This is a genomic window from Candidatus Paceibacterota bacterium, from assembly GCA_028714275.1.
Lineage (GTDB): Bacteria > Patescibacteriota > Minisyncoccia > Phycocordibacterales > CAINVO01 > CAINVO01.
The window spans coordinates 1-13,059 of record JAQTMP010000020.1 but is presented as its reverse complement, the minus strand read 5'-3'; the positions used below and the strand labels follow the sequence as shown (position 1 = coordinate 13,059).

Genomic DNA, 13,059 nt, shown 5'->3' with positions numbered 1-13,059 from the left:
CGCCACATAAGTCACGTAGAAATCCTCCTCAATCTGGGTAATGCGAGGATCCTCAGTCGCCCACTTATCAAACTCCTGTTTTGGTCCAAAGACTGGCTCTTTGGAAAGTCTTTCAAAAGAAATCCCATCTTTACTTTTGGCTAAGCCAATATGCGATGTGTAGGACTCTCGCTCGCCCACTGCTCGGTACAACATAATGACTTCGTAATCTACTTTTACAACTCCTGGATTAAAAACTCCCTCTTTTTCCCAAGCAGCATTTGCGCTCGGTTGTAAAATTGGGTTAGCGGGGTGACGAGTGAGCTGATAATGTCTTGCGTCCTCTCCTAACCACTTTTTTATGAGAGCAGCCGTCTCAGCCGGGCCATTGACTGACAAAGTCTCTACCCCTGCCTCGCGGGGAGAATAATCATTTCCCCCTGGAAAAACTTTATCTCCAACAAAAATAATATCTTCTGGCCTAAATTTAAACTCCGCCAGCATTTTTTTTAGCCCTTCGGCTTTATTAAAACCTTTAGGTAAAAAATCTATCGAGGTCGCACCCCCGATCGCAATGGTCACTTCAGGCAGCTTGGTCTCAAGATCTTCCACTATTTTTTTTCTTTTACTTTGATCAGGATCCCACAATATTTTTTTATTGACAGGCGCAAGTTGGCCCATAGCTGAAAAAGTAATCTGGGTCCCTCTGTCTTCTATCTGCTCGCCAAATATTTCACTCGGTAAATCATACTTGTCAGGACCATCAAGACCCTTGAGGGCCTCTAATACTTTTACTTTTATCTCCGTTGGAAATATCTGACTGCTAGTCAGGCGCCACTCGTTTGTGGCCGGAGCATATTCATATTGTTGATCGCCGCTCGTAGGCAGCAGGCTAAACTGAGAAAAGATGGCGGGTTGGGAAAAAGCCGGTAAAAACTGCTTTTTAAACTGGTCGAAAGAGCCGCCGGAAATAACCCCTATCTTTACCTGTAAAGCTAATTGGGATAACAAATCAGCCATCTCACGGCTGAGAGGCTGTTTGCTTTCCGTCAAAGTGCCATCCAGGTCGAAAGCCACAATTTTCTTAGCTAATGACATACCAGCCTATTCTAACATGAAAAAGCATACACTCCCCCTCTCATCACTTCTTCTGGTGCATCTAGACCTGTAAAAATTTTAAATTGGGCAAAAGCCTGGCCAAGCAGCATTTCCCTACCGTCAATGGAATGATTTTTTCTTTATGAGGAATAGTAACACTCAGCCCCTCATATTTTTCTGATTTTAAAAACTCGGCCAAGTTTTCAGGGAAAACGTCCACTGCTTCAAATTTATAATCTAGATCGAGATATTTAAAAGCTGCCATATATATAGCGGGTGACAATGACTGAGAGATTGGGTGGCCGACGGCGGCAAAAGATTTTATTGGCATAACTATATGATAAGTATACCAAGAATACACGTAATGCGCGGTCGATGGGACTTGAACCCACGGCCTCGTCCGTGACAGGGACGCGCTCTGACCAGCTGAGCTACGACCGCATTTTTGAAAATCTTTCAAAGACAGACTTCTTTCTTTGTAAAAATAGCCTGTGTGGCTCATTATACATAATTTCATACAATTTCAAAGCATCTTTCGAACTATATGTTAACCTGCCAAAATTACGTATTTTTGGTATGTATATTGAACCTCCTTTTATATCCAACTGTCCTAGTAAAATATATAAACTATTAAGAAAATCTACCGAAACTGAAGTGAAGCTGGCTAATATATTTTTTCTAGGATTTTTTCTTTTCTTATTAAACAAACCTGTCCACACATTTCCATCACCGTCAAAATAGCCTCTTATAAAATGTCCTGCATACTCATCGGGAATAAAGGGTAACTTCATCCTTTTAGATTTGTTGGGGGTAAGCCCAAGCCTCCCCAAATCCTCAAACATTTCCTTGCTCCCAATCTGAATGGAATAGCCTACTCTGATAATGCCTGGCCTCTCAGAGATTTTATGGTTTGAACCCATACATTTTCTCATTTTTACTAATAAATTTTTATCTGATGTGTAGATTGCAAAAAAGTGAGCACCTCTTTTATTTCGAATAATATTGCCATCAGCAAACATAAAACCCAAAATATAGGCCATGTCACTAGTCCAGGTTTTAAAGAAGCTTTTGTCTATTTTCTTCATTATCGGCATGACAGTATTATATCCTAACCATACTTAGATACAAATTCTATTCCACCCGCACCTTGCCCTCTCGCGCCTCTTGACAACAAAATTTCCAAGGAGTATTACGGTATTAGATAGCTCATCTTATGAAAAACACAACAGGGAGTAGAATAGTTGCAGTGACTGCAGCCATTTTTGTGTCGATGGCTTTGACGGGGTGTGAGAACACCGACAGTGTAAACGCAGGCGCAAACGGAGTCGCTTGGGGAAAACCAATGCACTTGTTGTCGCGAGTGACAGCCTATCGTGCGGGAAGAGGAGCTTCCGATAAATGGTCTCGGAAAGGACAGTCTGCCACTGGCCTACCTCTCCGGATTGCCGAGCCGAACAAAATCGGGGTGGCGGCTGCCCCTTCCCGATTCCCTTCCGGCAGTCTACTTGGGGTGCCAACAGATGACGGCCCCCTATTTTATCTGCTTGCGGACAAAGGTACGGATGTCGAATCCGGCAAAGCCGCTAAAATCGCAGGAAGAACTCCTGCTGAAAAAAAGGCGCCCGTTTTTGACCTCTGTTCCCACCAACAAAAATGGGAAAATTTCAAACTGGTCACCCTTTTTCCCTATCGGGGATCGGTGCCGTTTGAAAAACTTCCTTTGTCACAAAAAGTTAAGGTCCTGACATCTACAGCCACGCATGAAGTGGCCGTGCAGATGTGGCGACGAGAACAGTAATAGTCGCAAGGACCAAACAAAAAAACCGCGGGGACAAAGTCCTACCCCGCGGTTTTATAATTTCCAGCAAACTACCATTGCTCCCCAAACCGAAGAAAGCCACCTTTGAGCGAGCAGAGCAGTCTTTTCAGAAAACCCATCTTGAAAGTTTTTTGCTCTCCCTGACACAAGGCGATGATGTGAACTTCTTTAATGTCTATGGCTGCCAAATCCGAAAAGGTCCGGCGCCAGGTAGAGTCCATGTCGAGGCAAAGCACTCCGACCAGAGAAATATTTAGTTTTGTGAGCAGGTTCTCCGCTGACAATTTAAAAAATATTGCTCTAACATCCTGCATGTTAAGACCAAACAAAATGACTGGAGCCTTCAGATGTTTAAAGCCGGCGAGATTGTTGACCGAGAGGGTTTGGATTTCCGCAAAGGCCGCGATTTGGTGAGCGAGGATGTGTCCATCCTTGTATACAATCACAGCCTCCTTTGGCCTTTTCAATTCGGCCCAGTGATGGCACACAAACTCAAAAGCCAAAAAATACACGACCATCGGCCAATTCTGGACGTTTAACAGTCCACCCGCTTTGGCAATCGTCTGCAGATAATTGTTCTGACAAATAAATTCACTGCCAGGGCCATCAATAGACGGCCTGTTTTTTTCGAGACTTGGATTTCTAGCCATAATTAAGGAAACTGTAAAAGATGCCATCTAAAAAAGACTCTAGCATACGCAGAGAGTCGCGTACAGCCACGAAAAGTGGCCACTATTTTTGTGTCGGAGGTGGGGATCGAACCCACAAATCTCCACTTTATGAGTGTGGTGCTTTAACCAGTTTAGCTACTCCGACAAATTTGTTTTTATACCTTCAATCAATCCTAGCATCCTATACTTTAAATTGGTACTCTTTCTAACCCTTAAAATAAGGGTACCGTAATAAGTATTGTGATTTTGGTACACCTTCTTCTGAGTTGTTTTTATAAAAGAAGTTGGCTTAAAAAACTCACGCGGTAAGTCTAACAGATTAGACCAAAACTTCAAAACATCCCCTATCCTAACCTTGTGTGAAAGATTAATGGCAACCCTTATGACAAAATCTTTCTTTTGGACATCCAAATCCTCACGAAGCCATCTATATATAATTTTAATCATCCAAGGGTCTGAATTCACACAACTAAATGGACCGTCTTTCTTTGATCCTTCAGCCCAATAAAGGGCGACTGCAATGAGAGTCCTTTCTCTTTTAGAGATTTTACCTATATATTTTCCACCTATCTTCTCATATTTTTTTATATTTTCTATTTTCTTGTTTTTATTAGCCTGTGCTCCCATCATTCTTCCTTTCAATCCGGCATTGTGTGCTTTCTTTGCTAAAAAACTTCTTTGCGCAGAGGTGAGCATAATATCGGAACACCAGACACTTGCTGAGCTTTTAGATACTTTTAAACGCACGGCTATGTCTTTTATAGAATAACCCTTCTTCCTGAGTTTCAAAGCTTGGAGTTTCAAATCGAACTTAGCCATATAGGTATATATTATATATACTAGACAATGTTTGTAAAGATAAGAAAAAGACGAGCAACAAAATATTGCTCGTCTTTCTCCTTCTTGTTGCGGGGCTCGGAATTGCACCGAGGCCTAGAGGTTATGCTTGCCACCACGGCTTTCGCCGCATCATTCAATCAAGAGTAAATCTGAAAAAATGATTTTGTAATCTGGACTATACCTTCACCCACATGGGGTGCTCACCGTCTAGTCTCTACACCTTTAAACATATGATTTAAAAAAAACCTTATGCAGACTTGGCTCGGTATTGCCATTCGTATCCTGCGACACGGGAAGGTTTCACCGAATTTGATGAGTATTCCGCCGATCATTGCTGTTCGGCGAGCCCGTTTGAGCCTCTCGAGTTACTGCTTCTCTACCCCGCTACTTATTTCTCTATTGGAAGAGAGCTATATAGTAACAAACATCTCTTTCAAGGTCAATATGGTTTTGTACATAGGGTTATGTGTATAATACCTTTAAACCATATGACAAATATTTATGCGCGCGAACAAGCTCGAAATCTAAGACGAAGAGGTATGAGTATCCTTACCATAGCAAGAAATCTAAATAGTAATAAAAGTACCGTAAGCTATTGGTGTCGTGACATAATCCTTACCTCTTCTCAGCAAAAAGAATTAGCGAAGGAAGGAAGAACGAAGGCTTATATTGGATCACTTAGACAAGCTGAGAAACAAAGAAAGATTAGGCTGGATAATATAAAAAGGATGCTCCATAAAGGTCAGGGAGATGTAGGAATTCTTAATAGCAGAGATTTATTTATCCTAGGGTTGGGGCTCTATTGGGCAGAGGGTTACAAAAAAGGAAGTGACGAGACTGGTTTTACCAATAGTGACCCGGTCATTATTTCTGTGATCCTTGAATGGTTTAAGAAAATCTATGCTATAGAACAAAAGGATTTCATAGCGAGAGTCAGTATCAATCAAATACATAGAGACAGAGAAGTTGAAATAATTAACTTCTGGTCTCATTCTGCAAAAATAGACAGGGAACAGTTTACCAAAACAAGTTTTATTAAAACTGTTTCAAAAAAAATATACCCCGATTCAGAAAAATATTTTGGAACGTTAAGAATAAAGGTGCGAAAAGGGACAGAACTGAGACGTCGAATAATGGGTTCTCTTTCTTTTATTGGTAAAAATGTCACGAAAATTAAATGCTAAATATAGTAAAATTCTTCAAAAACCTTGCGGTAATTTTGAATAGTTTGTCGGACAACATCCTTGGTCAAAGAAAAAGAGATGCCCTCATGAGCGATAGCATTGCGCACTTTGTGGGCTTCCCAAGCATTGTTGAGCGTCAAAAATTCGCTTGGGTTGATCTGTTTGAGCTTGTCTCCAATACTTTCTCCTTGATAACCCATATGCTCCAACATTTCCTCGAGCAAAATATCTGCCTCAATAATAGCCAGACGCCAATCCCCTGGACTGACAGACTCGCTATGATCCAGCACTTTCTGCCAGCGTTCATTTAAGTATGGTTTGTCAGCAGCTTCTGCAAAAGGGACGGCTGAGACCACTTCTTCTGTTTTGGCTTGAAGGGCTTTTTTTCTGTTGACTTCCGAAAGCTCAAATTTGGTATAAAAAATACCCAAGATAAAAAGAAAGGAAAAAAAGATAGCCAAAAAGTGAAGAGTATTTACAATACTATAAAAAACATGGGCCACTTCTGACTGAAAATTGGCCAAGCCAGCTGAAATAGTAGAAGTAGCCGCGGGGTTTGAAAAAATAGGTTGGCCACTGACATCGTAGCCAATAATTTGTGGCGCTGCCTGCGTCCCTGTTTGTGTTCCAAAAATTTGAGAGAGCAGAAAAGGGACCACTGTCAGCAAGATAAAACCGGCTAAAATAACCCAAAAAACTATTTCCAGTCCTTTGGGGCCGCCGCTTGATTCTGGAGCAGGCTTGCCTTTTGGTTTGCCTCCTTTTGCTTTTGGATCTGCCATTTTATTTTATAAATTTTTGGGTGTTACTTTATGACCTATTTTAGCAGTTTTTCTATGTCCATACCAAGAGCAAAAAGGGCTTCTTCTCCGCGATGAGGCGCCGTGATCTGGATCCCTAGAGGGAGATTGGCCTTTGATCCATCAGCATTTGTCACCGCCACCTCTCCAGTGGGCACTGACATGGCTGGGACGCCTACCAGATTGGCTGTCACCGTGAATATATCGGCAAGATACATTTGAAGGGGATCGTTTGATTTTTCACCAATCAAAAAAGCGGGGGTCGGAGCAGTCGGGGTAAGGATAGCCTCGACTGTCTGAAAAGCTCTTTCAAAATCAGCCGCGATCAGACGGCGCACGGACTGAGCTTTGTTGTAGTAGGCATCGGCATAACCGGCGGACAAAACATATGTCCCGAGGATGATACGCCGACGCACTTCTTTACCTAAAAGCTGTCCGCGAGTATTCATATAATCCGCCAAAAGATTGTCCCCTTCTACACGTTGGCCAAATTTCATGCCATCAAAGCGAGCCATGTTGGAAGAAACCTCGGCTGGCATGACAATATAATACACAGGCAATGAATGACCTATGTTTGGCAAACTTATATCTACTATTGTGTGGCCCATCTTTTTTAAAGCTTCGACTGTATTTTTAAAATTTTCGGACACCCCAGGGTCAATGCCTCCCATATTCATGAGTTCTGGCACAATGCCAAGAGTCATTTTTTTGGCGGGCGATCCTTTTTGAGAATTTTTGTTTGAAGCTTCATTTAAAATATCCGGCAAAGAAGTGCTGTCCATTTCACAATGGCCCTTGATCACATCATAAATAATTTTAGCGTCTTCGACAGACTTGGCTACTGGACCAATCACATCAAGTGAAGAACCCATGGCCATTAAGCCATGGCGAGAAACGTTGCCGTAGGTAGGCTTGAGGCCAACCATTCCGCAAAAGCTGGCTGGCTGGCGGACCGACCCTCCTGTATCTGAGCCAATGGCTGCAAGGCATCCGTGCATAGCCACCGCGGCCACGGAACCACCCGATGATCCGCCGGAAACACGAGATAAGTCATGCGGATTTTTGGTTGGGCCATATGCAGAATTTTCTGTCGATCCACCCATGGCAAACTCATCCATATTGGTTCTACCCATAAAAACAGCGCCCTGATCAATCAGTTTTGAAATAGCCGTCGCATTGTATGGAGCAATATATCCCTCAAGGATTTTTGAAGCCGCCCCGGCCCGACGTCCTTTGATTAAAATATTATCTTTGATGGCAAGTGGAATACCAAGGAGCGGCAAGCACATCTCTCCGGTTTTTTTATCCACTCCTTCTCCTGCTTTGAGTCTGGCATCTGCAGCATCTGACTGGGCAAGGGCGTCTTCAAAGACTTCGAGATAGGCATTGATTTCTCCATTGCGTTCAGTGATCTCTTTCAAGCAGGCTTCTGTTATAGCCCGCGAAGTAGTCTCTCCAGAGCGGAGCATCTTAATAGCTTCTGTGATGGTCAGTTGAGCGAGATTTTTCATAAAAATGACACCTACCCTAAAATTTTCTTTACTTTTATATACTGCCCGTCACGGTCGGGGGATGAAGTCAATAAATCCTCTGAATATTTTCCGCTGGCCGTTTCTTTTTTAGCATCGATGGTACGAGGCGAGTCTTCACGCATAATATTGCGATGAGGATATACCAGCTCTGAATGAGTGGCAACCTGCACATCTGAAGCCGTGACTTTTTGAATCTCTCCGACGTAGCCGAGTATGGCATCAATCTCAGTGGCAAAAGATTCCTTTTCACTTTCGACAAGCTTGACCCGACCAAGAGAGGCCAGCTTTTCAATGTCATTTTTGGTAATCATTCCTGTAAGTGTAGTGCGAAAACGGCTTTGTGTAAAGGTTTTGGAGAAAATCCACAACCTTTCTCACTAAAGCGCTCGAAGACTCGCAATTTTGAGTACGCCTTTTTCTCAATATGTAACATAAAGCATAAAAAATATGTCTTATATTACATACCGATAAAAAAACTACCTAGAAATCCCTTCACTATTTATTTACTATTTGAGAGCATTTTTAGAAAAGCCTGTTCATCCAAAATAGTCACTCCTAGCTCCTCTGCTTTATCGAGCTTCGATCCGGCACTTTCGCCAGCTACCACGTAGCTAGTTTTTGATGAGACCGAACCGGAGATACCTCCACCCAAGGCGCGAATCTTGTCTTTAGCTTCATCACGAGACATTGAAGTCAGGGTGCCAGTCAAGACAAAAGTTTTGCCGGCTAGGGGTAGAGACGCGACGTTTCCCTTTTTGCTTCTATTTCTGGAGCTGGCCATTTTAGGATTTATTAAAGAAACCTGCGAAAGAATTTTATCTACCAGCTTGCTATTTTTCTTGTCCGCAAACCAGGTATGAATGGAGGCAGCGACCACGTCCCCTACTCCATCGATTGATTCGAGCTGTTCGATACTAGCTACGCGTATTTTTTCGAGCTGGCCAAAATGATTGGCTACATCGATAGCGGTCTCTTCACCGACTTGAGGAATAGAAAGGGAAAAAAGGAAGCGAGCGAGGGTCACCGAGCGAGCCGCAGCAATAGCCTTGATCAGATTGTCTGCGGATTTTTCGGCAAAACGCGGTAGGGACAGTAAATCCCCCTTAGTCAAAGTAAAAATATCGTCGTAAGAAGTAATCAGGCCGTGGTCAAGTAAAGAGTCAATTTGTTTTGGACCCATGCCGTCAATGTTGAAGCATTTTTTTGAGACGAAATGGTAGAGGCGACGGCGATGCTGCAAAACTCCGCCTGAGACAGCGCAGCGCCATGCGGCCTGTCCGGGAATACGCTCAATGCGACCATCGCCGCCGCACTCTGGTACATTTGTTGGAAAGACATAGGCTTTTTCTTTGCCTGTGCGGAGCTCTTTCAAAACAGAAACAATGTCTGGGATCACATCTCCTGCTTTCTGTAAAATGACCGTGTCTCCCACCCGCACATCCAACCTTTTGATCTCATCTTCATTATGCAAAGTGGCTCGAGAAACCGTCGAGCCAGCTACCAAGACTGGTTTTAAATGCGCCACTGGCGTCAAGACCCCCGTACGGCCAATTTGCAAGACAATATCCTCTACTCTTGTGGTGACTTGCTCTGCTGCAAATTTAAAGGCAATAGCGTAACGCGGCGCCTTGCCTGTATACCCGAGCGCCTCCTGCTGTCGGCGCTCATTTACCTTGATCACTACTCCATCGCACCAATAGTTTTCCTTCTTGGATTTTTTTTCCCAACTTTTCCAAAATGCAATTACCTCATCAATATCTTTACATGACGTAAAATTTTTGTTCACCTTGAACCCTAATTTTTGTAAAAGCTTCAGCTCTTCCATCTGGGTTTTTGGCATGAGGGCGCTTTTGATCTGAGCAATATCATAGGTAAATGTCTGTAGTTTGCGCGAGGAAGCTATAGCCGCATCGAGCTGTCGGATAGAGCCGGCGGCTACATTGCGCGGGTTGGCATACAGAGGCTTGCCCTCTTTTTTTTGCCTCGCATTTAAAGCCTCAAAATCTTTTTTACTCATCCACACTTCCCCTTCAACTATGATGTCTAGAGGTTGCGGCAAGGACAACGGCATAGACTCGATAGTCTTCACATTGTGAGTGACATCTTCGCCTATCACACCATTTCCGCGAGTTAGAGCCTGATAAAAAATTCCTTGGCGGTATTCACTGACTACTTTTAGACCATCAATTTTCAATTCACATACATAGCTGGGGCTTTCGTTGATCCCTGCTTTGATCAAAAACCTCTTGACTCGCGCGTCAAATTCTCGCACCCCTTTTTCATCAAAAACATCGTTAAAAGACCACTGGGGTACCTTGTGAGCTACTTTGACAAATTGATCGAGGGGCTTGCCAGCTACCCGCTGTGAGGGAGAGTCCGCTGTCACTAGTGCAGGGTATTTTGCTTCGAGCTCTGACAGTTCCCGCTTGAGTGAGTCCAGCGCTTCAGCCGAAATCTCCTCTTTGTCCAAGACGTGATAGTTGTAACGATGATGCTCAATAGAAGCCCGGAGTTTGGCTACTCTATCACTGATTTCTTGCGGGATTTTTAGACTTTTCATATCCCTCAGCATATCACAATATTTTATTAATTATGCCTCTCGTGATGTTGCCAAAAAAACCAATAGCTGGAGTAATCTTGTAGTCTTTTTGAAACTTAATTAAAGCTTTTCTAGTGAGTGGACCAAAATAGTCCGTTTCGTTGTGGGGCGATCCAAAACCACTTGTTGCAACAATATAGCCGTGCGTGTTGAGAAAAATTTGAAGGGCCTTAACTTCTGCTCCGACAGATCCCAAGGCAAGATTTAAGGTAAAAGGAACCGTCGAGGTCGAGGTGATTGTTTGAGGGGGCAACGTACTTACCGAAGTATCTAGGGCAAATGAGGAACCGAAAGAATACCCTCCACTTATAATAATAGGAGCTGCGTTTCCAGAATTTGGTGTTGCACCAAAAATTGCAAAGGTGGAAAAATTAGAAGTCGGACAAGAAACCGTGTGATTGGACGTATCCACCGTGCATGACGTTAAGGCTTGCCATGATCCTCCATCGTTTCTATATATAACTAAACTATTCTGATCTGTAGACCCCAAGGCTGACGGATCATAAGTCATTGTAACAGTTAACGGGGTAGAAAAAGTGGAAAGACTCGTAGAAGTGCCTGTGATAGAAGAGAGTTGATAAATATTTCCAGCATTAACAAGTTGATTAGATGGCACTGGGAAAGCAGAAAGAACGGTAGGAGCATCCAACTCAAAAGCTTGAAAAGATGACTGCGAGGAAGTAGTGCTATACCCTGCCGGCACAGAAAGAGTCAGGGTATTCAAGGACAAAGTACCACCAGTGGATGTGGCGATATTTAGGATAGTAGAAGTGGCTACGACCGCATTGGCAAGACAAGTCGTATTAAAAGGCTCGGATGTAGAGGTGGCGTTGTCATAAGCATCATTTAGATCTAGGTTGTACTGATACTGAGCACACGGAACTAAATTATTGAGAGTGAAGTTGTAGGAAGTGGATGAAGCAACAGTAGAAGAAGCGTACTGCATAATCCCCTGTGGATTGACGGCCAAGGTCGAAGTAGCCAACTCATCTGTTTCATAGGAGAGTGTGTATGTACTAGAAGCTACGGTTGAATTTAAATTGAACAAAGAAGGTGGCGAGAAGCGGGTCCTGGCTAAAAACAAAGTACCATCATAAGCCACAGCGCCGACTTTAGTGCCGTCAGCTGAGATAGTCACGGATTGCCAATTGTGTTGTCCTGCCACAGTACTGGTCGCCCAAGTGACACCTGAATCTACAGAGGTGTAAATGTAGCCAGAATTTAAAGCGGCGGCAGCGATGAGTTTGGTACCATCGGCCGAAGAAGCGACATTGTGCCAAGAATGAGACCCTGCTCCAGTACTAGTAGCCCAAGCGGCACCACCATTTGGTGAAGTAAATAAAAAGAGATGCTGATTTTGACCATATGGACTCCCAGCTAATAATCTCGAGCCATCAGCTGATGAAGCAATAGCAAACCAGTTAGTTCCGTTTGGATTGGCACTTGATGTCCAAGTTGACCCCCCGTTAGTTGAGACATATGTGTATCCGTCACCCGAAGCTGCATAAAGTTTTGTACCGTCAGCAGAATAAGCTAAGGCACCCCAGCTATGAGACGAAGCTGAGGTACTAGTTGCCCAAGTGGCACCGCTGTCAGTAGATATTAAAATTTGATCATCATCAAAATCAATTACCGCCACTTTTGTCCCATCACTAGAAGAGGTCAGAGAAATCCAACTATGGACTCCGGCGGAAGAACTGGTAGCCCAAGTGCTACCGCTATTAGTTGAAAAGAAAATATCGCTTTGATCCCCCGCCGCAACTACCTTTGTACCATTTTGTGACACCGCAAGCGTCTGCCAATACTCTTGCCCAGTGCCAGTACTGGTAGCCCAAGTCGCACCAGAATTAGAAGAAACATAGACATAACCATCATCGGCGGCAAAAAGTTTTGTGCCGTCAGCAGAATAAGCGATGGCATCCCATGGATGGCTACCAGAAATTGTCGGGGAGGACCAAAGGTAGGAAGAAGCCTGACTCAACAAAGGAAACCCACCAACAATGATCGCAATCAAGCAAATAAAAAAGGTATTGTATTTAACCATGTCGACATATTAACATCTTTTTAATCTTAGTGAAAAGGTTGACAAGTTAGAATGTAATCAACAGCCCACGCTCTACTGCGCGAGGATTGGTGGTATCACACCCACCTTTATTTCCATTCAACGCCTGACTGAAAGGAGCATTATACCCGCGGGCATCCACAGTCGTGACTGCCGAAGTGCGGTGCACGGTCACAAAACCACAAGTAGTCGGGCTCAGCGGTACATAAAAAACCGTGTCAGCAAAAGTGGCGTCAGAGCCAGTCACCCAAGTAGTCACTGGCGTGTTGTTGCAATTGATAGTAGGTAAAAAATCCTGCCCCGCAACTGAAGTAGAGGATGTGGCAAAAGCACTCCCCGTACTGGTAGTGGTAGCATTGCGATCCCAATACAAAGCACATTCACCTGCCGAGTCAGCCGCATAAAAAGCGTACTGGGAATTTTCCCCATTGGATGAAAGCAAAAGCCTTTTCAAGACAATACTGCCGATTGAAAA

13 protein-coding genes and 2 tRNA genes are annotated in these 13,059 nt (G+C 43.7%); 2 read left to right on the top strand and 13 right to left on the bottom strand.

Annotated elements, in window-relative coordinates; genetic code table 11:
- The 4 genes from PHF79_02435 to PHF79_02420 all read right to left on the bottom strand — a co-directional run.
- Positions 1-1,077 (bottom strand): HAD-IIB family hydrolase (locus tag PHF79_02435; protein MDD5318654.1); only part of this gene is annotated, 1,077 nt, incomplete at its 3' end.
- A gap of 61 nt (positions 1,078-1,138) precedes the next feature.
- Positions 1,139-1,408, bottom strand: coding sequence for a hypothetical protein (locus PHF79_02430; protein ID MDD5318653.1), 270 nt, complete (start codon positions 1,406-1,408; stop codon positions 1,139-1,141).
- A 36-nt stretch (positions 1,409-1,444) separates the two neighbouring features.
- Positions 1,445-1,518 (bottom strand) — tRNA-Asp (locus PHF79_02425).
- Positions 1,509-2,171, bottom strand: coding sequence for an LAGLIDADG family homing endonuclease (locus tag PHF79_02420; protein ID MDD5318652.1), 663 nt, complete (start codon positions 2,169-2,171; stop codon positions 1,509-1,511). Before PHF79_02420 ends, PHF79_02425 begins: the two co-directional genes overlap by 10 nt.
- A gap of 119 nt (positions 2,172-2,290) precedes the next feature.
- On the opposite strand from PHF79_02420, the gene PHF79_02415 reads away from it, so the two are divergent.
- A complete protein-coding gene (locus PHF79_02415) occupies positions 2,291-2,875 on the top strand; it encodes a hypothetical protein (protein ID MDD5318651.1) in 585 nt (194 codons plus the stop codon).
- Positions 2,876-2,946: 71 nt separating this feature from the next.
- Here the strand turns inward: PHF79_02415 and PHF79_02410 are convergent, their stop codons facing one another.
- From PHF79_02410 to PHF79_02400, 3 genes are all read right to left on the bottom strand, one after another.
- Positions 2,947-3,546 (bottom strand): hypothetical protein, encoded by a 600-nt coding sequence (locus PHF79_02410; protein ID MDD5318650.1) that lies wholly within the window; start codon positions 3,544-3,546, stop codon positions 2,947-2,949.
- A gap of 91 nt (positions 3,547-3,637) precedes the next feature.
- Positions 3,638-3,712, bottom strand: a tRNA-Met gene (locus PHF79_02405).
- Complete coding sequence (locus tag PHF79_02400; protein MDD5318649.1) at positions 3,703-4,371, bottom strand: helix-turn-helix domain containing protein; 669 nt, start codon at positions 4,369-4,371, stop codon at positions 3,703-3,705. Before PHF79_02400 ends, PHF79_02405 begins: the two co-directional genes overlap by 10 nt.
- A 575-nt stretch (positions 4,372-4,946) precedes the next feature.
- Between PHF79_02400 and PHF79_02395 the strand changes: the two genes are divergently transcribed.
- Entirely contained in the window at positions 4,947-5,591 is a 645-nt protein-coding gene (locus tag PHF79_02395; GenBank protein ID MDD5318648.1) for a hypothetical protein, read from the top strand.
- Here PHF79_02395 and PHF79_02390 read toward each other — a convergent pair.
- From PHF79_02390 to PHF79_02365, 6 genes are all read right to left on the bottom strand, one after another.
- Complete coding sequence (locus tag PHF79_02390; protein ID MDD5318647.1) at positions 5,588-6,373, bottom strand: hypothetical protein; 786 nt, start codon at positions 6,371-6,373, stop codon at positions 5,588-5,590. The two genes, PHF79_02395 and PHF79_02390, sit on opposite strands and share 4 nt — an antisense overlap.
- Positions 6,374-6,408: 35 nt before the next feature.
- The gene (gene gatA / locus PHF79_02385; GenBank protein ID MDD5318646.1) at positions 6,409-7,902 is read right to left on the bottom strand and encodes an Asp-tRNA(Asn)/Glu-tRNA(Gln) amidotransferase subunit GatA; all 1,494 of its coding nucleotides are present in this window, start codon (positions 7,900-7,902) and stop codon (positions 6,409-6,411) included.
- 11 nt (positions 7,903-7,913) lie between these two features.
- On the bottom strand, positions 7,914-8,234 hold the full coding sequence (gatC, locus tag PHF79_02380) for an Asp-tRNA(Asn)/Glu-tRNA(Gln) amidotransferase subunit GatC (protein MDD5318645.1): 321 nt from the start codon (positions 8,232-8,234) through the stop codon (positions 7,914-7,916).
- 188 nt (positions 8,235-8,422) lie between these two features.
- Positions 8,423-10,483: an NAD-dependent DNA ligase LigA gene (ligA, locus tag PHF79_02375; GenBank protein ID MDD5318644.1), complete on the bottom strand. Its 2,061-nt coding sequence runs from the start codon at positions 10,481-10,483 to the stop codon at positions 8,423-8,425.
- A 13-nt stretch (positions 10,484-10,496) separates the two neighbouring features.
- Positions 10,497-12,566, bottom strand: a complete 2,070-nt coding sequence (locus tag PHF79_02370; GenBank protein MDD5318643.1) for a peptidoglycan-binding protein — start codon at positions 12,564-12,566, stop codon at positions 10,497-10,499.
- A gap of 46 nt (positions 12,567-12,612) precedes the next feature.
- The coding region (locus PHF79_02365) for a hypothetical protein (protein MDD5318642.1) at positions 12,613-13,059 on the bottom strand (447 nt) is incomplete at its 5' end.